Source organism: Arthrobacter sp. Marseille-P9274 (assembly GCF_946892675.1).
GTDB lineage: Bacteria > Actinomycetota > Actinomycetes > Actinomycetales > Micrococcaceae > Crystallibacter.
Map to the genome: position 1 here is coordinate 1,035,441 of NZ_CAMPOV010000001.1, position 21,746 is coordinate 1,057,186.

General features: G+C 68.7%; 23 protein-coding genes. 20 read left to right on the forward strand and 3 right to left on the reverse strand.

All coding sequences use genetic code 11. The features are described from left to right. Positions 1–34: 34 nt before the first annotated feature. From OC550_RS04690 to OC550_RS04725, 8 genes are all read left to right on the forward strand, one after another. Positions 35–826, forward strand: coding sequence for an ABC transporter permease (locus OC550_RS04690; protein WP_262106256.1), 792 nt, complete (start codon positions 35–37; stop codon positions 824–826). Next, positions 823–1,893, forward strand: coding sequence for a sulfate/molybdate ABC transporter ATP-binding protein (locus OC550_RS04695; protein WP_262104131.1), 1,071 nt, complete (start codon positions 823–825; stop codon positions 1,891–1,893). Before OC550_RS04690 ends, OC550_RS04695 begins: the two co-directional genes overlap by 4 nt. A gap of 63 nt (positions 1,894–1,956) precedes the next feature. Next, complete coding sequence (gene glp, locus OC550_RS04700) at positions 1,957–3,171, forward strand: gephyrin-like molybdotransferase Glp (RefSeq protein WP_262104132.1); 1,215 nt, start codon at positions 1,957–1,959, stop codon at positions 3,169–3,171. Beyond that, entirely contained in the window at positions 3,159–3,653 is a 495-nt protein-coding gene (gene moaC / locus OC550_RS04705) for a cyclic pyranopterin monophosphate synthase MoaC (RefSeq protein ID WP_262104133.1), read from the forward strand. Before glp ends, moaC begins: the two co-directional genes overlap by 13 nt. A 23-nt stretch (positions 3,654–3,676) precedes the next feature. Beyond that, complete coding sequence (locus tag OC550_RS04710) at positions 3,677–4,237, forward strand: MogA/MoaB family molybdenum cofactor biosynthesis protein (protein ID WP_262106257.1); 561 nt, start codon at positions 3,677–3,679, stop codon at positions 4,235–4,237. Next, a complete protein-coding gene (locus OC550_RS04715; protein ID WP_262104134.1) occupies positions 4,227–4,658 on the forward strand; it encodes a molybdenum cofactor biosynthesis protein MoaE in 432 nt (143 codons plus the stop codon). The genes OC550_RS04710 and OC550_RS04715 overlap by 11 nt, the downstream gene beginning before the upstream one ends. Before the next feature lie 16 nt (positions 4,659–4,674). Continuing rightward, positions 4,675–5,433, forward strand: coding sequence for a 4-hydroxy-tetrahydrodipicolinate reductase (gene dapB / locus OC550_RS04720; protein WP_262104135.1), 759 nt, complete (start codon positions 4,675–4,677; stop codon positions 5,431–5,433). Positions 5,434–5,572: 139 nt separating this feature from the next. Beyond that, positions 5,573–5,962, forward strand: coding sequence for a hypothetical protein (locus OC550_RS04725; RefSeq protein WP_262106258.1), 390 nt, complete (start codon positions 5,573–5,575; stop codon positions 5,960–5,962). Between the two features lie 39 nt (positions 5,963–6,001). Here the strand turns inward: OC550_RS04725 and OC550_RS04730 are convergent, their stop codons facing one another. Then, the gene (locus OC550_RS04730; protein ID WP_262104136.1) at positions 6,002–7,192 is read right to left on the reverse strand and encodes a DUF1624 domain-containing protein; all 1,191 of its coding nucleotides are present in this window, start codon (positions 7,190–7,192) and stop codon (positions 6,002–6,004) included. A 150-nt stretch (positions 7,193–7,342) separates the two neighbouring features. Here OC550_RS04730 and dapA point away from each other — a divergent pair, with 150 nt between their 5' ends. From dapA to OC550_RS04760, 6 genes are all read left to right on the forward strand, one after another. After that, on the forward strand, positions 7,343–8,254 hold the full coding sequence (dapA, locus tag OC550_RS04735) for a 4-hydroxy-tetrahydrodipicolinate synthase (protein WP_262104137.1): 912 nt from the start codon (positions 7,343–7,345) through the stop codon (positions 8,252–8,254). Between the two features lie 8 nt (positions 8,255–8,262). Next, entirely contained in the window at positions 8,263–9,954 is a 1,692-nt protein-coding gene (locus OC550_RS04740) for a ribonuclease J (protein WP_262104138.1), read from the forward strand. 94 nt (positions 9,955–10,048) lie between these two features. Continuing rightward, on the forward strand, positions 10,049–12,898 hold the full coding sequence (locus tag OC550_RS04745) for a DNA translocase FtsK (RefSeq protein WP_262104139.1): 2,850 nt from the start codon (positions 10,049–10,051) through the stop codon (positions 12,896–12,898). A 21-nt stretch (positions 12,899–12,919) separates the two neighbouring features. After that, positions 12,920–13,510, forward strand: coding sequence for a CDP-diacylglycerol--glycerol-3-phosphate 3-phosphatidyltransferase (pgsA, locus tag OC550_RS04750; protein WP_262104140.1), 591 nt, complete (start codon positions 12,920–12,922; stop codon positions 13,508–13,510). Between the two features lie 3 nt (positions 13,511–13,513). After that, on the forward strand, positions 13,514–14,008 hold the full coding sequence (locus OC550_RS04755) for a CinA family protein (RefSeq protein WP_262104141.1): 495 nt from the start codon (positions 13,514–13,516) through the stop codon (positions 14,006–14,008). Between the two features lie 161 nt (positions 14,009–14,169). After that, positions 14,170–14,610 carry a helix-turn-helix domain-containing protein gene (locus OC550_RS04760; RefSeq protein ID WP_306556909.1) on the forward strand — a complete coding sequence of 147 codons (441 nt, stop codon included), beginning with the start codon at positions 14,170–14,172 and terminating at the stop codon, positions 14,608–14,610. Positions 14,611–14,800: 190 nt separating this feature from the next. Here the strand turns inward: OC550_RS04760 and OC550_RS04765 are convergent, their stop codons facing one another. Then, positions 14,801–15,259: a MarR family winged helix-turn-helix transcriptional regulator gene (locus tag OC550_RS04765; RefSeq protein WP_262104142.1), complete on the reverse strand. Its 459-nt coding sequence runs from the start codon at positions 15,257–15,259 to the stop codon at positions 14,801–14,803. A 62-nt stretch (positions 15,260–15,321) separates the two neighbouring features. Here OC550_RS04765 and OC550_RS04770 point away from each other — a divergent pair, with 62 nt between their 5' ends. From OC550_RS04770 to dapF, 6 genes are all read left to right on the forward strand, one after another. After that, positions 15,322–15,543 carry a DUF3046 domain-containing protein gene (locus OC550_RS04770; RefSeq protein WP_262104143.1) on the forward strand — a complete coding sequence of 74 codons (222 nt, stop codon included), beginning with the start codon at positions 15,322–15,324 and terminating at the stop codon, positions 15,541–15,543. Positions 15,544–15,748: 205 nt separating this feature from the next. Next, entirely contained in the window at positions 15,749–16,807 is a 1,059-nt protein-coding gene (recA, locus tag OC550_RS04775) for a recombinase RecA (RefSeq protein WP_262104144.1), read from the forward strand. A gap of 146 nt (positions 16,808–16,953) precedes the next feature. Continuing rightward, positions 16,954–17,367: a regulatory protein RecX gene (locus tag OC550_RS04780; RefSeq protein WP_262104145.1), complete on the forward strand. Its 414-nt coding sequence runs from the start codon at positions 16,954–16,956 to the stop codon at positions 17,365–17,367. A 125-nt stretch (positions 17,368–17,492) separates the two neighbouring features. Then, the gene (gene miaB / locus OC550_RS04785) at positions 17,493–19,013 is read left to right on the forward strand and encodes a tRNA (N6-isopentenyl adenosine(37)-C2)-methylthiotransferase MiaB (RefSeq protein WP_262104146.1); all 1,521 of its coding nucleotides are present in this window, start codon (positions 17,493–17,495) and stop codon (positions 19,011–19,013) included. A gap of 9 nt (positions 19,014–19,022) precedes the next feature. Further along, positions 19,023–19,946 carry a tRNA (adenosine(37)-N6)-dimethylallyltransferase MiaA gene (miaA, locus tag OC550_RS04790; RefSeq protein WP_262104147.1) on the forward strand — a complete coding sequence of 308 codons (924 nt, stop codon included), beginning with the start codon at positions 19,023–19,025 and terminating at the stop codon, positions 19,944–19,946. Beyond that, positions 19,943–20,875: a diaminopimelate epimerase gene (dapF, locus tag OC550_RS04795; protein WP_262104148.1), complete on the forward strand. Its 933-nt coding sequence runs from the start codon at positions 19,943–19,945 to the stop codon at positions 20,873–20,875. Before miaA ends, dapF begins: the two co-directional genes overlap by 4 nt. Here dapF and OC550_RS04800 read toward each other — a convergent pair. Beyond that, a complete protein-coding gene (locus OC550_RS04800) occupies positions 20,865–21,485 on the reverse strand; it encodes a class I SAM-dependent methyltransferase (RefSeq protein WP_262104149.1) in 621 nt (206 codons plus the stop codon). The genes dapF and OC550_RS04800 overlap by 11 nt on opposite strands. Between the last annotated feature and the right edge of the window lie 261 nt (positions 21,486–21,746).

Sequence of the window (21,746 nt, forward strand, 5' to 3'; positions counted from 1 at the left end):
GGCCGGGTTGCCGCGCGCGGGCGGCGCCCGGGCCATGGCCCTCGGACTGCCCGGCTGGGTCTTCGCCCTCGCCGGTGCCGGGGCGCTGTTGATCGTGCTCCCGCTGCTCGCGATGGCGCTGCGCACCAACTGGGCCGACTTCCCGGCGCTGGTCACCAGCAGCGGCGCACTGGCCGCCCTGGGCCTGAGCCTCCGCACGGCGGCGGTGAGTACCCTGCTCTGTGTCGTGCTGGGCACGCCGCTCGCCCTGGTGCTAGCCCGTGGCCGGTTCCGCGGCCTGAAGCTGCTGCGGGCACTTGTGCTGCTGCCGCTGGTCCTGCCGCCCGTCGTCGGCGGCATGGCGCTGCTCTACACCTTCGGGCGCCGCGGGCTGCTGGGCGAGGCCTTCGAGGTCCTCGGAATCCAGATCGCGTTCTCGACGATCGCAGTGGTACTGGCACAGACGTTCGTGGCGTTGCCCTTCCTGGTGCTCAGCGTCGAGGCGGCGCTCCGCACGGCGGGTACCAAGTTCGAGGGGGTGGCCGCGACCCTTGGGGCCGCGCCGGGAACCGTCCTGCGGCGCGTGACACTGCCGCTGCTGCTGCCGTCGATGTTGTCCGGCACGATCCTCTGCTTCGCCCGGGCGCTGGGGGAATTCGGAGCCACGCTCACCTTCGCCGGCAGCCTCGCCGGGGTGACCCGGACGCTGCCGCTGGAAATCTACCTGCAGCACGAAACGGACCCGGAGGCGGCCATGGCCTTGTCCATGCTGCTGGTGGCGACCGCCGTCGTGATCGTGGCCCTGACGTACAGCCGGACGTCCCTCGGCCGGGACGGCGCGGGATGACCTTCACGATGACCGCCGGGCTCGCGGACCGCGGCCTGGACGTGGGAGTGCGAATCGGGGACGGCGAAACCGTGGCGCTGATGGGTGCCAACGGCGCCGGCAAGTCCAGCGTGCTGGGGCTGGCCGCCGGGCTGCTCCGTGCCGACCGGGGCGAGGCCATGCTGGAAGGGCGCAGATTGTTCGGCCCGGGCCACTGGGTGCCGCCGCACCGGCGTTCGGTGGCCCTGCTCTCGCAGGAGGCGCTGCTGTTTCCGCAGCTCACCGTGCTGGAGAACGTGGCCTTCGGGCCGCGCAGCAGCGGCGCATCCCGGCGGGAAGCCAGGGAGCAGGCCCGGCGCTGGCTGGCGGAGGCCGAGGCCGCCGAGCTGGCGGAGCGCCGGCCGGCCGCGCTGTCCGGCGGGCAGGCGCAGCGGGTGGCCATCGCCCGCGCCCTGGCCGCCGAGCCGTCGCTGCTGCTCTTGGACGAACCGCTGGCCGCGCTCGATGTCGCCGTCGCACCGGTGATCCGGCGGATGCTGCGGCGGGTACTGGACGGCCGGCGTGCCCTCATCGTCACGCACGACATCCTGGACTCGCTGCACCTGGCAGACCGGGTCGTGGTGCTGGAGCACGGCCGGGTGGCGGAAGAGGGGACGCCGCGGCAGCTGCTCTCCAGACCGCGCAGCAGTTTCGCCGCCGGGCTGGCCGGACTGAACCTCATCAGCGGCCGCGCCGCGGAAGGCGGACTCGGCGCGGCGGCCCAGCAGCCCCCCATCCCGGCCGGCAGCGTGGTCTTCGGCAACCGGGCCCCGGAACTGCTCGACGGCGAGCCGGCGGTCGCGGCATTCAGCCCGGCGGCCGTCAGCGTCTTCACCGAACGCCCCCACGGCAGCCCGCGGAACGTTCTCGAAGCCGCCATCGAAGAACTTGAACCGGCCACCGGACATCTAGTGGTCCGGGCCGGCCGGCTGGCCGCCGAGGTCACGCACGCCGCGGCCGCGGACCTGGACCTCCAGCCCGGGCGCCGGGTCTTCTTCGCGGTGAAAGCCAGCGAGGTGGCCGTCTATCCGGCGCGCAGCGCGAACTGACGGGCGGGCCCTAGGCAGCGGAGGCGTTGCCCTAGGATGGCACCAGAGGGAAGGGAGACGCCGGTGGCAAGATCGGTAGCCGAGCACCGGGACGCGGTCACTGAGCTGCTACGCACCGCGCTGGCGAGCCTCGCGGGCGATGCTGAGACCGTGGAGTTGCTGCAAGCCATCGGCCGGCCGCTTGCCCGGGACATCACTGCGCCCGTGAGCCTGCCGCCGTTCGCTAATTCGCAGATGGACGGATACGCCGTGTCCAGCGAGTCCACGCACGCCTGCACCGAGTTCCCGGTGGGGCAGACCGTCGCCGCGGGACACCCGGCCCCGCCGCTGCCGCCCGGGACGGCCCTCCCGGTCATGACCGGGGCGATGCTGCCTCCCGGCGCGGACGCCGTCGTCCCCATCGAACAGGCCCTGCCGGACGGCTTCAGGCCGTTCCGCGCGGGACAGACCGTCACCCTGCCGGCCCGCGTCCCGGCCGGGCAGTTCGTCCGGCCGGCCGGGAGCGACATCGCTGCCGGAACCCTCGCGCTGCGCCGTGGCACACGGCTCGACCCTCCGCAGCTGGGCCTGCTGGCCGCGCTCGGCCTGGACCGGGTGCCGGTGCTGCCGCGGCCCCGCGTCCTGCTGCTCAGCACCGGGGACGAGGTAGTGCCGCCCGGCACGGTACCAGCACCGGGCCAGATCTTCGATGCGAACAACACCCTGCTGGCCGCGTCGCTGGCGCAGGCCGGCGCGGACGTGGCCGGCAGCCGGATCCTGGCCGACTCGCCGGAAGCGTTCAGTGCACGGCTGCGCGAGGACCTGCGGCAGCACCGGCCGCAGCTGCTGGTGACCTCGGGCGGGATCAGCAAGGGCGCCTTCGAAGTCGTCAAGCAGGCGCTGGCCGCCGAGGACGTGCGGTTCGAATCCGTCGCGATGCAGCCGGGCGGCCCGCAGGCCATCGGCACCGTGGACTCGGTCGCCTTCCTCGGGTTTCCGGGCAACCCCGTCAGCTCCCTCATCTCCTTCGAGATGTTCCTGCGGCCGGCGCTGAGCGAAGTGCTGGGCGCGCCGGCACTCCGGACCGTGTTGCGCGTGCCGCTGGCCGAGGCCGTGGAATCCCCCAAGGGCAAGCACCAGGTCCGGAGGGGCTATTACGACGGCGCCGCGGTCAGCCTCGTGGGCGGTGCGGGGTCCCACCTGCTGCACGCGCTGGCGCAGGCGAACGCCCTGGTGCACCTGCCCGCGGATGCGGGCTCGGCCGCGGCCGGCGAAAACGTGGAAATATGGCTGCTATGAAGGACTCCGAAACAACCGCCGCGCTGACCCATGTCCGCGAGGACGGCTCCGCCCACATGGTGGACGTCAGCGCCAAGCCGGAAACCACGCGCGAAGCGACCGCCCAGGCCGTGCTGAGCATGCGGCCGGACGTGGTCGAGCTGCTCGTCTCCGGCGGGCTGCCCAAGGGGGACGCGCTAGCCGTGAGCAGGATCGCCGGCATCATGGCCGCGAAGCAGACGCCCTCGCTGATCCCGCTCTGCCACCCGCTGCCGCTGAGCAAGGTCACCGTGGATTTCCATCCCGGCGAACGCGACGTGCGGATCGAGGCGACCGTGCGCACCCGTGGCGTGACCGGCGTCGAAATGGAGGCCCTCACCGCCGCCTCGGTCGCGGCCCTCAGCCTCTACGACATGATCAAGGCCGTGGACAAGCACGCCGTGATCGGGGACATCAAGGTGCTGGCCAAGTCCGGCGGCAAGAGCGGGGACTGGTCGCTGTGAACTCGGCAGACGCCTCCGCCCCGCTGCCCGCAGCACCCGAACCCGCGGCTCCGCGCCCCGTGAACCGCACCGCCGGCGTCGTTATTGCCTCCAACCGCGCGGCGGCCGGTTCCTATCCTGACCGCACGGGGCCGATCATCAGCCAATGGCTGCAGGAACAGGGGTTCGCCCCGCTTCCGATCCGCGTCGTGCCTGACGGCGCTCCGGTCCGGGAGGCGCTGGCCGCCTTGCTCGAGGAGGGGCCCGGCGTGATCATCACCAGCGGCGGCACCGGGATCACGGCGGACGACCTGACCCCGGAAATGACCGCGGGATTCCTCCAGAAACAGCTTCCCGGCGTCGCCGAGGCGATGCGCGCCGCCGGCGCGGCCAAGACGCCGCTGGCGGTGCTCAGCCGCGGGCTGGCCGGCGTCTCGGGCCAAACCTTCATCGCCAACCTGCCCGGATCGGCCGGCGGCGTGCGGGACGGGCTTCAGGTCCTCGCTCCGATCCTTGAACACATTTGCACACAGCTGGCGGGGCAGCGCGACGCCGGGCACCCGGCCGCCCCCGCACAACACACCGGAGGTCCTGATGGTCAGTAGCGAGGTCCTGCACGCGGAGGTCACCGCGGAGCCGCTCGACGTCGCCGTTGCGATGGCGGCGGCGGAGTCCGCCGAGTGCGGAGCCGTGGTCACGTTCAGCGGCGTGGTCCGCAACCACGACGGCGGCCAGCCCGTGGCGGCGCTGGGGTACTCGTCCCATCCGTCCGCCGGGCGGGTCATGGCCGACGTCGCCGCGGAGATCGCGCAGAAGTATGACGGCGTGCGCATCTGGGTCGCGCACCGGACCGGAGCGCTGGAGATCGGGGATGCGGCGCTGGTGGCCGCCGTCGCGTCGGCCCACCGTGCATCGGCTTTTGCTGCCGCCGCCGAACTGGTAGACACGGTGAAGGAACGGGTGCCGGTCTGGAAGGAACAGCGCTTCGCCGACGGCAGCACCGAATGGGTGGGTATCGGCCAGTAACGATAGGCTGGAACCCATGACTGAACAATTGGCGGTGGCCGTGCTGGGCGCTGGCGGACGGATGGGCGCGGAGGCGGTCAAAGCCGTCGACGCCGCGGAAGATTTGAAGCTCGTGGCGGCCCTGGGCCGTTCGGACAGCCTGCAGACCCTCGTGGAGGCGCGCGCCGATATCGTCGTCGACCTCACCACGCCGGACAGCACCGAGGAGAACGTACGCTACGCCGTCGAACACGGCATGCACGCCGTCGTCGGCACCACCGGCTGGGACGAGGGCAAGCGCCACGCCCTGGCCGCGCTGCTGGAGGAGAACCCGCAGATCGGCGTGCTGATCGCGCCGAACTTCGCGCTCGGTTCCGTGCTGGCCTCGGCGTTCGCGGCCAAGGCCTCCCGCTACTTCGAGTCAGTCGAGATCATCGAACTGCACCACCCGGACAAGGTGGACGCGCCGTCGGGCACCGCCGTGCGGACCGCGCAGCTGGTCTCCGCCGCCCGTGCGCAGGCGGGCGTGCCGGCCAGCCCGGATGCCACCACCAAGTCGCTGTCGGGAGCCCGCGGCGCGGATGTCGACGGCGTCAAGGTGCACAGCGTCCGGCTCCGCGGCCTGGTGGCCCACCAGGAAGTGCTGCTGGGCGGGCCGGGCGAGCAGCTGACCATCCGGCACGACTCCTTCGACCGGGCCTCCTTCATGCCGGGGGTCCTCCTCGGCGTGCGCCAGGTGGCGGCACACCCGGGTCTGACCTACGGGCTGGACGGCTACCTTGACCTCAATGACTGAGCCAGCGGGGACTGAGCCAGCGGGGACTGAGCCAGCGGGGACTGAGCCAGCGGGCGGAACAAAGCGCACGGTCACCTGGTATGCGCGGCACGGCGAGAAGATCTGGGTCTCCGTCATTATCCTGCTGCTGCTGGCCTACATGTCGCTGACCGTGCACCGGGCGTGGCTGCTCCTGCAGGACCCGCAGCTGATCGCCAAGGCGATCGGCGCCGCCCTGCTGATCCTCCCGCTCGTCGGCGCCTGGGCGCTGATCCGGGAAGTGCTCTTTGGGGCCCGGATGTCCCGCCTGGCCAAGGTGCTGGAGGCCGAGGGCGGGCTGCCGCCGGACAACCTGCCGCGCACCCCCGGCGGACGGATCGTGCAGGACGCGGCGGACGCCGAGTTCGAGAAGTACAAGGCCGAGGCGGAGGCCGCGCCGGAGGACTGGCGCAGCTGGTTCCGGCTGTCCTGCGCCTACGATGCCGCCCGGGACCGCAAGCGCGCCCGGGAGTCGATGCGGCACGCGATCTCGCTCAGCCGGCAGGGCTGATCCGGCCCGTTCCGTTGTTGGGGAGTCCGGCCGAGGGCCCTAGCGGAGCTGGCGGTTCCCGCGCAGGGCGTTCCGGGCCAGGCGGGACGCGGAGGAGGTCACCAGCTCCAGCGGCCCCCGCATCGACAGCACGCTGAGCGCCGCGCCGACCGACAGCGCGACGATGACCTGGCCCCAATAGAGCATGTGGTCGGACGGGGCCGCGGCTCCGTCCGGCAGGATGCTCATGACCCACACATGCGCCGCGTACAGCGAGAGCGTCATCGCTCCCGCGCCCGAGAGGGGGAGCAGCAGCCTCGGCCGGCGGCTGGTGAGCAGCAGGCAGACGGCGAGGACCACCGCCGCCGTGCCGGAGGTATGCAGCAGGTCGAAGGTGGTGCCCGAGTGCGGTCCCGCCACCCCGAGCCACCACAAGGAGTCGTCCATGTCGACCCAGCCGAGGTTGACCTGGTAGATCAAGCCGAAATCCGGCTGCTGCGCCGCTTCCGTGGACGCGAGCCCCGACAGGCCGCCGAGCTGCCCCATCACGAGTGCGGAACCAGCCTTGCCCAGGGCGGCGGCCGCGAGCCCGCCGGCCAGCAGCCACAGCTGCACCACCGTCCTGCGGATCTCCAGCCGGCCGATGACGAGCCCGACCAGGATGTAGCCGAGCCACTGCAGCACCGGGTAGAAGCCGGTCACGAAGATGTCGGCCAGGAACGTCGCCGGCGTGAAAACGTCCAGCACATTGGGATTGTGCCCCAGGCTTGGCGGATCCAGCGCCGCCTCCAGTCCGCCGCGCATCAGGTAGGCGGCGACGGGGGAGAGCAGCAGCCACCCCGCAGCCCACGCGGCCAGCACCGGCAGCCTCAGCTGCAGGAACGGCAGCGCGCACCAGAAGAGCACGGCGTAGTGGACCAGGATGACCGCAATATTGACTTCCAAGGTGCCGAGCATCAGGCCGACGGCGGCAATCAGCGCCGCCCGGACCGCGATGCCCCCGCGGTCGGCGAGCAGCGCACGCCCGTGGTGCGGTTTGCTGCCGCCGGAGAGCAGGGCCAGCCCCACGCCGGCCAGCACTGCGAACAGGGCGGAGGAGCGGCCCGAGAGTACCAGGCCGGTGAAGTTCGGTTGCGGATCCGCTCCCTGCGTCCACAGCGGGTAGATGTGGGTAGCCATCATGCCCAGCAGCGCCAAGCCGCGCGCCGCATCGATGCCGGCGAGACGGCGGCCGGTCTGTGTGGATGCCATGGTCCGATATTCTCACAGCGGGCCCGCCGTGCTCCTCCAGCGGCGCAGGTCGCCGGAGGCCGCCGGCAGGTCCGCGGCCCGCGCCGTCGTGATACGAAACTCTCCGCCGCCGTTGCTGGAAACGCAGGCCGGCACGGTAACGTTTCCTCTATGTCTGAGTCCACTGCCCGCGAATACACTTTCGGAACCCTCGTGACCGCCATGGTCACCCCCTTCACGGAGGACGGTGAGGTGGACTACCGGAAGACCGGCGAACTCGCAGAGAAGCTTGTCGACGACGGCTGCGACGGCCTGGTCGTCACCGGCACCACGGGGGAGACCTCCACCCTGACGGACGAAGAGAACCTGGGCATGTTCAAGACGGTCCAGGAGGCCGTGGGCGGCCGCGCGAAGGTCATCGCGGGCTCCACAACCAACGACACGCGCCACTCCGTCCGGCTCTCCAAGCAGGCGGCGGACCTGGGCGTAGACGGGCTGCTGGTCACCGCGCCGTACTACAACAAGCCGAGCCAGGCCGGCGTGCGCGCGCACATCGAAGCCGTGGCGGACGCCACGGACCTGCCCGTCATGGTCTACGACATCCCCGGCCGCGCCGGGATCGCGATCGAAACCGAGACCCTCTACCGGCTCGCGGAACACCCGCGGATCGTGGCCCTGAAGGACGCCAAGGCGAACTACCAGGAGACCACCCGAGTGCTGGCCAACACGGACCTGGACGTCTACTCCGGTGACGACGGACTCACCCTGCCGCTGATGGCAGCCGGTGCCGTCGGCGTCGTCTCCGTCACCGCGCACGTGGCGACCGCCAAGTACCGGGCGCTCGTCGACGCCATGCTGGCCGGCGACCTCGCCACCGCCCGCCGCCTGCACTTCGAACTGGACCCCGTGCAGCGCGCCGTGATGTCCCACATCCAGGGCGCCGTCGCGGCCAAACTGATCCTCAAGTGGCAGTCCGTACTGTCCAACTCGGTGGTCCGCCTGCCCCTGGTGGAGCCGACCGAGGCCGAGATCGCACCGATCCGCGCGGACCTCGAAGAGGCCGGCTGGCACCTGGAGGCCTGACCAACAGCATGAGCGAATCCACAATTTCACAGCTGCGCACCCCGCCGAAGCTCGCCGATGGGACCCTGCGGATCATCCCGCTGGGCGGCCTCGGGGAGATCGGCCGGAACATGGCCGTGTTCGAAATCGATTCGAAGCTGCTGATTGTGGATTGCGGCGTCCTGTTCCCCGAGGAGTACCAGCCCGGCGTCGACCTCATCCTGCCGGACTTCTCCTACATCGAGGACCGGCTCGACGACATCGTCGGCGTGGTGCTCACGCACGGCCACGAGGACCACATCGGCGCCGTGCCGTACCTGCTGCGGCTGCGCGGGGACCTGCCGCTGATCGGCTCGCAGCTGACGCTGGCGCTGGTCGAGGCGAAGCTCGCCGAGCACCGCATCAGGCCGTTCACCGTCACGGTTACCGAAGGCCAGGTCGAGCAGTTCGGGCCGTTCGGGTGCGAATTCGTCGCGGTCAACCACTCGATTCCGGACGCGCTGGCCGTGTTCATCCGGACCGCGGCCGGCAACGTGCTGCACACCGGCGATTTCAAGATGGACCAGCTGCCGCTCGACGGCCGCATCACGGACCTGCGCGCCTTCGCCCGGCTGGGCGAAGAGGGCGTCGACCTTTTCATGGCGGACTCCACCAACGCCGACGTCCCGGGCTTCACCACCGCCGAGAAGGAGATCGGGCCGGTCCTGGAGCGGCTCTTCGGCCAGGTCGAAAAGCGCATCATCGTTGCCTCCTTCTCCTCGCACATCCACCGCGTGCAGCAAGTGCTCGACGCCGCGGCCGCCCATGGCCGGCATGTCGCCTTCGTGGGCCGGTCGATGGTCCGGAACATGGCGATCGCCGAGAAGCTGGGCTACCTGAACGTTCCCGCCGGCATCATCGTGGACCTGAAGAACGTCGAGGAACTGCCGGACGACCGGGTGGTCCTGATGTCCACGGGCTCGCAGGGGGAACCCATGGCGGCGCTGTCCCGGATGGCCAACGGGGACCACCGGATCCAGGTTGGCGCGGGGGACACGGTCATCCTGGCCTCGTCGCTGATCCCCGGCAACGAGAACGCCGTATTCCGGGTGATCAACGGGCTGCTCAAGCTCGGCGCGGACGTCATCCATAAAGGCAATGCCAAGGTCCACGTCTCCGGCCATGCGGCCGCCGGCGAGCTGCTTTACTGCTACAACATCCTGAAGCCGCGCAACGCCATGCCGGTCCATGGCGAGACCCGGCACCTGATCGCCAACGGCAAGCTGGCACAGGCCACCGGAATCCCCGCGGAGAACGTGCTGCTCGGGGACGACGGCACGGTCGTGGACCTGGCGGACGGCACGGCAAGGATCGTCGGCCAGATCGAGTGCGGGTTCGTCTATGTGGACGGATCCAGCGTCGGCGAGATCACCGACGCGGACCTCAAGGACCGGCGGATCCTCGGCGAGGAGGGATTCATCTCCGTGATCTGCGTGGTCAACCGGAGCACCGGAAAGATCGTCTCCGGCCCGGAGATCCACGCCCGCGGATTCGCGGAGGACGACTCGGTGTTCGATAACATCAAGCCGCAGATCATCGCCTCGCTCGAAGAAGCCGTGGTCAGCAGCAAGGACCACACCACGTACCAGCTGCAGCAGGTGGTACGCCGGGTCATCGGCAGCTGGGTCAACAAGCGGCACCGGCGCCGGCCGATGATCGTCCCGGTGGTACTCGAGGCGTGAGGCCGGCGGCGAGGGCGTGATCCGGCTGACACCGGTGCGCTGACCGGTAGGTCAATCCCGACGCCGGACGGCCTCGGCAGGTAGTCTTTCCGGTATGGCGACTCGAACTTCCCCTGCCAAAAAAGGCACCCAGCAGTCGCGCGGTAAAACCACGGGCAGTACTGCGCGCTCATCGTCTGGGCGTTCCACCGCCAAGACCAAGGCCATCGAGCTGCCGGCCGAGGACCCGCTGCCGCTGCCGCTGCGGATGGTCCGCGGTGCGTGGATGGGCGTCGCCCACCTCGTGGCAGCCGGTGTACGCAAGCTCGGCCCCGACGTGCTTCCCGACAAGGAACTGCGCCGGGACGGCACGGGCTTCTTCATGCTGCTGCTGGCGGCCATGATCGCCGCCGTCGAATGGTGGGCGCTCAAGGGTGGTTTCGCCGACGTCGTCCATGCGGTCTTCGGCGGCACGTTCGGCTGGATGGCGCTGCTGCTGCCGATGTTCCTCCTGGTCTTCTCGGTCCGGCTGATGCGCAGCCCGGAGGACGTCGCCGGCAACAACCGCATCGCCATCGGGCTGTCCCTGATGACGCTTTCGGGCACGGGCCTGGCCCACATCATCGGCGGCCAGCCCGCCCTCGCGGACGGCCTGGACGCGCTTTGGGCCGCCGGGGGCATGGTGGGTTTCCTCATCTCCTCGCCGCTGGCGACCATCACCTGGGTCCTGCCCGTCGTCGTCTACTCGCTGCTGGCCTTCGTCAGCCTCCTGATCATCACGGCGACCCCGTTCCGGCATATTCCGGCCCGGCTGCGCGCCGTCTACGAGAAGCTGATGGGGCAGGAACCGGCTCACCGTCCCCAGCGCGGGGACGAGCACGACCAGAGTTACCTGTACGGCGACGAGCCCGAGCGGCCCAAGCAGAAGAAGCAGCGCAAACGAGTGTTCGGGCGGGACAAGCCGGCGGAAGAGCAGGGGGATTACGACGACGGGGGCTTCTACGGGGACGAAGCGTTCGAAACGCCGGTGATCGATGACGCGCCGGTGACGGGCCCGGTACCGACGCTCCCGGCGACGCCCAAGGTGCCGCCGGGAGTCCGGCGCCCCACCCAGTCCGAACTGGCGGCCGAACAGCTCAAGCGCGAGCAGGGGCTGCTGCCGGAGGGTGCCACCGAAGCCCTTCCGGTCCTGCCGCACGCTGCTCCCGCGGTGCCGCCGGTGCCTGCCAACCCCGTGCAGCCGCAGCCTCCCGCGACCCCGATTCCGCAGCGCACGGAGCAGCTGCAGCTCTCCGGCGACGTGACATACACGCTGCCGCCGTCGGACTTCCTCCCTCCGGGGCCGCCGTCGAAGGAACGCTCCGAGGCGAATGACGCCGTCGTTAATGCCCTGACCGAAACCCTGGACCAGTTCAAGGTGGACGCGAAGGTGACCGGCTTCTCCCGCGGCCCGACGGTCACCCGCTATGAGATCGAGCTTTCCCCGGGGACGAAGGTCGAGCGCGTCACGGCGCTCTCCAAGAACATCTCCTACGCCGTCGCCAGCTCGGACGTGCGCATCCTCAGCCCGATCCCGGGCAAGTCGGCGATCGGCATCGAGATCCCGAACACGGACCGGGAGACCGTCTCGCTTGGCGACGTGCTGCGCTCGAACAACGCGCGCAAGACGGAGCACCCGATGGTCATGGGCGTCGGCAAGGACGTCGAGGGCGGCTTCGTGGTCGCCAACCTGGCCAAGATGCCGCACATGCTGGTCGCCGGCGCCACCGGGGCCGGTAAGTCCTCGTTCGTGAACTCGATGATTACCTCGATCCTGATGCGTGCGACGCCGGATGAGGTGCGCATGGTGATGGTGGACCCCAAGCGCGTGGAGCTCACCGCGTACGAAGGCGTCCCTCACCTGATCACGCCGATCATCACGAGCCCGAAGAAAGCGGCCGAGGCGTTGCAGTGGGTGGTCCGCGAGATGGACACCCGCTATGACGACCTGGCGAACTTCGGTTACAAGCACATTGACGACTTCAATAAGGCCGTGCGGAACGGCAAGGTGGTTCCGCCGGAGGGCTCGCAGCGGGTCATCAAGCCCTACCCGTACCTGCTGGTGATCGTGGACGAGCTCGCGGACCTGATGATGGTGGCTCCGCGGGACGTCGAAGACTCGATCGTGCGCATCACGCAGCTGGCGCGCGCCGCCGGCATCCACCTGGTGCTGGCGACTCAGCGCCCGTCGGTGGACGTGGTCACGGGCCTGATCAAGGCCAACGTTCCGTCCCGCATGGCGTTCGCCACCTCGTCCGTCACCGACTCGCGCGTCGTGCTGGACCAGCCCGGCGCCGAGAAGCTGATCGGCCAGGGCGACGCGCTCTTCCTGCCGATGGGCGCCTCCAAGCCGATGCGTGTCCAGGGCGCCTGGGTCTCGGAGTCCGAGATCCACGAGGTCGTGGAGCATGTCAAGAGCCAGCTGAAGGCCGAGTACCGCGAGGACGTCGCCGTCGAGGCGCCGAAGAAGCAGATCGACGACGATATCGGGGACGACCTCGATGTGCTGCTGCAGGCCACGGAGCTCGTGGTCACCACGCAGTTCGGATCGACCTCCATGCTCCAGCGCAAGTTGCGCGTCGGCTTCGCCAAGGCGGGACGGCTGATGGACCTGCTGGAGTCCAGGGGAGTGGTGGGCCCTTCCGAGGGCTCGAAGGCGCGCGACGTGCTGGTCCAGCCGGATGACCTGGCCGCCACGCTGGCCGCCATCCGGGGAGACGGGCCGCCCCCGGCGGACCCGGCCGCGCCCGCGGCGGCCGATCCCCGCACCGCCGCCCTGGCGGACAACGCCAACGCCAACCACGGCTTCGACGGCCCCCGGGACCTCGTGGCCGAGGACCTGGACGCCCGCGCGCAGGCGGTGGACTATTACGACGACGACGGCGAGTCGGGTGAAGAGGACGCCTGGAGTCTCACCGGGCGTTAGCGGGTTCGGTAGTGTAGGGACGTGACTGATTCGCCTGCCAGCCCGGTACCGACCCTTAACATCGCCAACGTCCTCACCACCATCCGGATCGTGCTGGTGCCGTTCTTCATCTGGTTCATGCTGGCTGACAACGGCAACGACGGCCTCCTGCGCTGGCTCGCCGTCGCCGTTTTTGCGGTGGCCATCTACACGGACAAACTCGACGGGGACCTGGCCAGGAGCCGCGGGCTGATCACGAACTTCGGCAAGATTGCCGACCCCATCGCCGACAAGCTGCTGATCGGATCGGCGCTGATCCTGCTCTCCGTCCTGGGCGAACTTCCGTGGTGGATCACCGTGGTGATCCTCGTCCGCGAACTCGGCATCACGCTGCTGCGCTTCGTCGTCATCAGGTACGGCGTGATGCCGGCCTCTCGCGGCGGAAAGCTCAAGACGGTACTCCAGACGCTGGCGATCTTCCTTTACCTGCTGCCCCTGGAGTCGTGGCTGGGGGACTGGGCCGCCGTCGTCGCCTATATCGTGATGCTCGTCGCGGTCGCGGTCACGGTCGTGACCGGCGCGGACTACGTGATCAAGGCCCTGCGCCTCCGGTCGGCCGGACGGGGACACTGAGCCGTGGACCGGCAGAACCTTTCCGAAAAGGTCATTCTGGCGGCGGTGGCGAAGGGGCTGACCATCGCGACGGCCGAATCGCTCACGGCGGGCATGGTGTCAGCAGCGCTGGCGACCGTCCCGGGTGCTTCCGGTGCCCTCCAGGGCGCGGTCGTCTCCTACCAGAACGATGTCAAGTCCGGCCTGCTGGGCGTGGATGCGTCGCTGCTGGAGCGCAACGGGGCCGTCGATCCGCAGGTTGCGCGCGAGATGGCTGAGGGGGCGCGCCGCTGCCTGGACGCGGATATCGCGGTGGCCACGACCGGGGCGGCCGGGCCCGAACCGCACGGCGGCAAACCCGTGGGCACCGTCTACGTCGGCGTCGCCACCGAGGCCGGTTCCCATGCTGCCGCCTTCTCCTTCGCCGGTGACCGCGCAAGGATCCGGGAGCAGGCAAGAGACGCCGCCCTGTCCGCCCTGCTGGCGGCCGTCGAGTCGGCCACCGCCGCTACGCGTTAGGACCGGGCGGGAGGGTGCGCTCCGGGCGCCCGCGAGGTGGCGGGGGAACAAATTAATGTTCCGGATAGTTATCCAAGGTGGCAGCAACTTCCAAGGTTGGTGCCATAAGCTTTAGAAAACGCGGTGGAACCCGTGTACACAGAGGGAGTAAGGCGATACAAATGGTCAAGCAACCCGTATCCGTGAACGGGGTTGTCCGTTGGCGTGATGTGGGTCTGTCCGACGAGACGCAACGGGAAAAGAAGGAGCGCAAGATGGTAGTGCTACGCCACGAAATCGGCGACGTCCTGCGTGACGTACGCCAGCGCCAGGGCCGGACCCTGCGTGAAGTTTCACACAGCGCTCGTGTTTCCCTCGGATACCTGAGTGAAGTTGAGCGCGGCCAGAAGGAGGCCTCCTCGGAGCTGCTGTCCTCCATCTGTTCGGCTCTGGATGTTCCGCTGTCCCTGATGCTGCGCGAGGTCAGCGACCGTGTTGCGGACGCTGAAGGCGTTGTCATTCCGGACACCGTCCCGCAGGAGCTTTCGCGTGAATTCGTCGCCGAGATTCCGGACGAACTGCCCGAAGACCTCAGCAGGGGACTGGCCTCGGCACGTTCCTGACGCCCCCGGCCGTGCGCCGGAAAGAGCCGGGCACCCTGTGCCCGGCTCTTTCGCGCTCTGACACCCCGCTTTTTGGGCGTTCCTGGCGCCGGCGCCCCCTGGCTGGAGCCTGCCGCGACGGGCTACCCGCGCCGCCGCGGCGCGGTAGAGGGGCCGCGCGCCTACCGGAGGCGGTTCCAGCCCGGCCGGACTAGGAGCGGTTGAGCCGGTCCAACAGCCCGGCCAGGGAATTGAGATCCCTGACGGACCAGTCTTCGAGCTGCGAGACGAAGGCGGACCTCCTGGCCGACTGCGCCGACTTCAGTTTCTGCAGCCCCAGTTCCGTGAGCGAAATCGACTGGGCGCGGCCGTCCGATGGGTCGGTTTCCTTGCTGACGAGGCCGAGCTGCTCCAGCATGGCCACCTGGCGGCTGACCGAGGGCTTCCCGACGCCGATGCTGGCGGCCAAGTCGGTCAACCGCATGGACTTCTCGCGCTGCAGCACCGTCAGCAGCCCGTAGGCGGCTGGTTCCATGTCGGGATGGACCTCGCGCGCTACCCGGTGGGAGTTGGCGCGGGCGCGGCGCCAGAGCATGCTCAGTTGCTGCTCCAGCGAGTCGATGGCGCTCTCGAAGTCCTCATCCTGCCGCGCAGAATCCTGTCCGGTCATGACGCTATTGTAGTGAGCCGCCGGCGACTGCGGCCGGACGGCAGCCGTGAGAAGATATCAGCGTGCGATTGAGTGATTTTTGGCGGCTGATGGACGAGGAGTTCGGCTCCGGCTATTCAAGGGTCCTGGCCGCGGATCTGGTCCTCACGATGCTCGGCGGGCGTACCGCGGCCGAGGCCCTCTCGGCCGGAGTCCCGCCGAAGACCGTCTGGCTGGCCGTCTGCGAGATGCAGGAAGTGCCACCTGCGCGGCGCCTGGGCCGCGACATCAAGCCTTCGCGCTGAAGAAGACACGCCCAACGATATTCGCAGATATGTTCGAATCTGTCTCCGGGGGCGGCTATGCTCCTACACAGAGCCGGGAACCGGCGCCGCATCGACGGATTGTCCACAGCCGCACAGGCGGCTGCGCATTCTGTCGGAGCGGGGCGATACGGTCGAAGCGAGCGAAGAACACGGCCCGCAGGGCCATAAGAAACCGAGGTGAATAATGGCCGCAGCACCGGACCGCGAGAAGGCTTTGGAAGCAGCACTCGCGCAGATTGACAAGCAGTTCGGCAAGGGCTCCGTGATGCGTCTCGGCGACGAGACGCGTGCCCCGATCGAAACGATTTCCACCAGCTCCATCGCCCTCGACGTCGCGCTCGGCATTGGAGGCCTGCCGCGGGGCCGCGTTGTCGAGATCTACGGTCCGGAGTCGTCGGGTAAGACCACCGTGGCCCTGCATGCTGTCGCCAACGCCCAGCGCAACGGCGGCATCGCTGCCTTCATCGACGCCGAGCACGCGCTGGATCCCGAGTACGCCAAGAAACTGGGCGTGGACACGGATGCCTTGCTGGTGTCCCAGCCGGACACGGGCGAGCAGGCCCTCGAAATCATGGACATGCTGATCGGCTCCGGTTCGCTGGACATCATCGTGATCGACTCGGTGGCGGCCCTGGTGCCACGCGCCGAGATCGAAGGCGAAATGGGCGACAGCCACGTCGGCCTCCAGGCCCGCCTGATGAGCCAGGCCCTGCGGAAGATCACCGGACGCCTGAGCCAAAGCAAGACGACGGCGATCTTCATCAACCAGCTCCGCGAAAAGATCGGTGTCTTCTTCGGCAGCCCGGAAACGACCACCGGCGGCAAGGCCCTGAAGTTCTATGCCTCGGTCCGCATCGACGTGCGCCGGATCGAGACCCTCAAGGAGGGCTCAAACCCGATCGGCAACCGCACCCGCGCCAAGATCGTCAAGAACAAGATGGCCCCGCCCTTCAAGCAGGCGGAGTTCGACATCATGTACGGGCAGGGAATCTCCCGCGAGTCCGGCCTGATCGACATGGGCGTCGAGCATGGCATCTGCAAGAAGTCCGGCGCCTGGTTCACGTATGACGGCGACCAGCTCGGCCAGGGCAAGGAGAATTCCCGGAAGTTCCTGAGGGACAACCCGGATCTGGCGGACGAGATCGAGCGGCGCATCCGGCTGAAGCTCGGTATCGACAAGCCGGAAGAGGGCACCGAAGGGGTCGCCAAGGAACCGAAGCTCAAGGCCGTGGACGGCCTCTGATCGGCGTGCAGGGCCGAAGCCGCCGGGGAGGACAGGAACCGACTCCCGACTCCCCGGCAGACCTGACGCCTGAGGCCGACCCCGGCGATGTCGCGCGGTCCATCATCCTCAGGCAATTGACCATGGGGCCGCGAAGCCGGCGGCAATTGGCTGACAAGCTGGCCGAACGCAACGTTCCGGCAGAGGTTGCCGTGGCCGTCCTGGACCGCTTCGAAGAGCTTCAGCTGATCGACGATGCCGAGTTCGCCCGCATGTGGGTCCGGAGCCGGTTCCAGACCAAGTCCTTGGCTCGCGGGGCGCTGAAGCGCGAACTGGCGGACAAGGGCATCGCGCCGGAGCTGGCTGAAGAAGCGCTCGAGCAGCTCAGCCCGGACGATGAACTGGGCAGTGCCAGGGAACTGGTGCGCCGAAAGATCCGGCCGGACTGGGACCTCAACGAACGGCAAGTCAAGGACAAGCACACCCGCCGGCTGGCATCCATGCTGGCCAGGAAGGGCTACCCGCCCGCGGTCGCCTTCAGGGTAGTGTCCGAGGAACTGGACGCCGTGCAGGCAGACTGAGAACCGCGGACTGCAATGGCTCCCGACCCCGGACCTCCAGGCTCCCTCCCGCCGGCGGGCACCCAGGGGCGTTGCCGCGCACCGCGGATTGTGGCGGCCGGCGGGGAAGGTCTTACCCTTAAGAAGTGAGCGTGACCTTCCCTGCCCCCGATCCGACTGTTTCAAGTGCCGACGGGCGCACCTACCAGGTGCGCACCTTCGGCTGCCAGATGAACGTGCACGATTCCGAGCGCCTGGCCGGACTCCTGGAAAACGCCGGCCTGGTCGAAGCGACGGACGGGCAGGCGGACGTCGTCGTCTTCAACACGTGTGCGGTGCGGGAAAACGCCGACAACAAGCTGTACGGCAACCTGGGACAGCTGGCGCCGGTGAAGGAACGCCGTCCCGGGATGCAGATTGCGGTGGGCGGCTGCCTGGCGCAGAAGGACCGCGAGACCATCCTGCGGAAGGCGCCCTGGGTCGACGTCGTCTTCGGCACCCACAACGTGGGCTCGCTGCCGGCGCTCCTTGAGCGTGCGCGCCATAACAACGAAGCCCAACTGGAGATCCTCGAATCGCTCGATGTCTTTCCCTCCACCCTGCCCACCAAGCGCGACGCCGTGTATTCGGGCTGGGTGTCCATCTCCGTCGGCTGCAACAACACCTGCACCTTCTGCATTGTTCCCTCGCTCCGGGGCAAGGAACGGGACCGGCGGCCGGGAGACATCCTGGCCGAGGTCCAGGCCCTGGTGGACGACGGCGCCATCGAAGTGACCCTCTTGGGCCAGAACGTGAACTCATACGGCGTGGAATTCGGCGATCGGGGAGCCTTCGCCAAACTGCTGCGCGCGTGCGGGAACATTGCCGGCCTTGAGCGCGTCCGCTTCACCAGCCCGCACCCGGCCGCCTTTACCGACGATGTCATCGAGGCGATGGCCGAAACGCCCAACGTCATGCCCCAACTGCACATGCCGCTGCAGTCCGGCTCTGACAAAGTCCTCAAGGACATGCGCCGCTCCTACCGCTCCAAAAAGTTCCTGGGCATCCTGGACAAGGTCCGCGATCGCATTCCGCACGCCGCCATCTCCACCGACATCATCGTGGGTTTCCCAGGCGAGACCGAGGAAGATTTCCAGGCAACGCTCGACGTCGTCGAACAGTCACGGTTCGCCACGGCGTTCACTTTCCAGTACTCCAAGCGGCCCGGAACTCCTGCCGCCGACCTGCCGGAGCAGCTGCCCAAGTCCGTCGTGCAGGAGCGGTACGAGCGGCTGATCGCCCTGCAGGACCGGATCTCCGCCGAAGAGAACGCCAAGCAGGTCGGCACGCAGGTCGAGGTGCTGGTTACCGCGCAGCAGGGGCGCAAGGCCAGTGAGACACACCGGCTCTCCGGCCGATCGCGGGACCAGCGGCTGGTCCATTTCTCGGTGCCGGACGGAGCGGCAGTGCCGCGCCCCGGCGACCTGGTCACCGTAACGGTGACCGAGGCCGCACCGTTCCACCTCATCGCCGACCCGGTGCCAGCAGACTACTCGGTCCGCCGTTCGCGGGCGGGGGACGCGTGGGACCGGTCGCAGGCAGACTCCTGTGCCGCGCCGGCGCCGGGAACGACGGCGGGCGGCAAGGCGGTTTCGCTCGGCATGCCGGCGCTGCCCGTGCGCGGCTGACGCCGCCGGATGGTGAGCGAACCGGAGCAGGTACCGCCTGTCATCGCTGTAGTCGGTCCCACCGGATCGGGCAAGTCGGACCTGGCTGTGGCACTCGCACAGCGGATCGACGGCGAAGTCGTGAACGCTGATGCCATGCAGTTCTACCGCGGAATGGACATCGGTACGGCCAAGATCACGCCGACCGAGCGGCAGGGTGTGCCGCATCATCTGCTGGACATCCTCGACGTCCGCGATGAAGCCAGCGTCTCGGCCTTCCAAGAGCAGGCCCGCGCGGCCATCGCCGGCATTCACCGCCGCGGCCGGCGGGCCATTCTGGCCGGCGGATCGGGTCTCTACGTTCGGGCGGCCCTGGACGTCATCGAGTTTCCCGGCACCAATCCGGAGCTTCGGTCCAAGCTGGAATTGCAACTGGCAACCGACGGTCTGGCCGCGCTGCGGAGCCGGCTGGAAAAAGTCGACCCGGTGTCTGCGGCGCGCCTGGGCGACGCCCGCAGGGTGGTGCGTGCCCTCGAAGTGTACGAGCTGACGCAGCGGCCCTTCAGCTCCTTCATGCCGGAGCGGCGCTACTGGCAGCCGGCCCTACAGCTGGGGCTCAAGGTCGACCGGGAGGAGCTAAAGGAACGACTGGCCCTCCGGGTGCACCGGATGGTGGATATGGGCCTGCTGGAAGAGGTCCGCCGGCTCGAGAGGGAGGGCTTGCGGGACGGCAAAACAGCGTCCAAAGCGCTCGGCTACTCACAGTTCCTCCGGGTCCTCGATGCCGAACTGACCATCGACGAGGCCGTGCAGGACACCATCGTGGCCACCCGGAAGTTCGCCCGCCGGCAGCAGACCTGGTTCGGCGCCGATCCGCGGATCGAGTGGCTCGACTGGAAGGACCCGCGGCTGGTGGACACCGCATTTGCACTCGTCGATAAGCTTGGACAGTGACCGAATCTTCCTCTGCTGTCCTGCGTTCCCTGACCGGCCTGTCCTTTTCCAAGGGCCATGGCACCGGCAACGATTTCGTGCTGGTCGCCGACCCCAACGGCGACCACCAGATCAACTCGGCTGCCGTTTCCGTGCTGTGTGACCGCCATCAGGGCATCGGCGGCGACGGTCTTATCCGCGCAGTCCGTTCCGAGCATCTTCCGGAAGGACGGGAACTGCTCGCGTCGGCTCCGGAAGCCGAGTGGTTCATGGACTACCGCAACGGGGACGGGTCGGTCTCGGAAATGTGCGGCAACGGTGTACGCGTCTTCGTGCATTTCCTGCTTGACCAGGGCCTGGCCGACCTCGCGGAGGGCAAGTCCATGTCCATCGGTACGCGTGCGGGCATCAAGGTCATCACACGTTCGGAAGACGGCTATGCCGTGGACATGGGCCCGTGGGAGTTCATCTATCCGGACCAGGCCGCAGCAAAGGCCACGGACTCCGTCGTCAATGCGGCGGGCCTCGAGGTGCCCCGGCCCGCCCTGAGCATCAGCATGGGCAACCCGCACACCGTGGTCGCGCTTGCCGAGCTCGCCGAGCTGGCTGCGACCGGGCTGTATGAGGCACCGGAGGTCGAGCCGAAGCCGGTTAACGGAACCAATGTCGAATTCGTCGTGCCGGCTGAACCGCTGGTCCACAACGGTGCCGGCCACATCACCATGCGCGTGCACGAACGCGGCGTCGGGGAGACACAATCGTGCGGAACCGGCGCCTGCGCGTCCGCCGTCGCCATCCGCTACTGGGCAGGCGCCGGCGCGCCGGACGACTGGCGGGTCAACGTGCCCGGCGGCACCGTGAACGTGCGGTTCTTCGTCGCCGATGATGGGCGCGAACATGTCGAATTGAGCGGGCCCGCCGCCCTCGTGGCGCGCGGGGTTATCGCGTAGCAGCCGCGCGGCGGATCCGCAGGATCCGGAAGGCCTTGGCGGTGCTTTCGCGGCTGACCCGGAACTCCGCCGGCAGCTCGGCCGCAAGCCAGCGCTGCAGGGAGTCCGAACCGAGGTTCTTCTGCACGACCAGCCAGGCGTTGCCGCCGGGCGCCAAGCGCGGAAGCCAGAGCATCAGCAGGTCGTGAAGTTCGCTCTTGCCGATTCGGATTGGCGGATTGGACCAGATGGCGTCGAAGCGCAGTTCGGGGTCCACCTCGTCCGGCAGGCAGGCCTGCACATTGTGCAGCCCCAGTGTCTGCGCATTGTCGTTGGTCAATGCAATGCAGCGGGTATTGACATCGACCGCCGTCACCGCCGCAGCAGGTGACTTCAGACCCAGCGTCAGCGCGATCGGACCCCAGCCGCAGCCGATATCGAGCAAATTGCCGGCCGACGGAGGGGCGGGAACCTCGGCCAGCAGCACGGCCGTGCCCTTGTCGATTCCCTCGGGACTGAAGATGCCGTTCGACGTCGTCAAGTGCCGGACCTGACCGTCGAGTTCGACGGTCAGCGGCTTACGTATTTCCGGCTTGCCCGGCTCGGCGCTGAAGTAATGATCGGTGGCCATAATCCGCCAGACTAGTGCGCCCTCGGCGGAATTTGTATCTAGGCCTGCCTAAGCCACGCGCGGAGCCTGTTATGCTGGTCCGCATGGCAAACAAGTGACTGCGGTGGTCTAGGCCGGCTTCGGCCCGCATCAGACGCCGCTCCCGTTGAGCCCGGCTCCGGGATCGGTAGGCACCACTACCGCGAACCAATCTGTCATTCCCACGCGTCCCCTGGCTGCAACTGCCCCTGCACCTCCTTGCGCCCTCCAGCGCATCGCGGC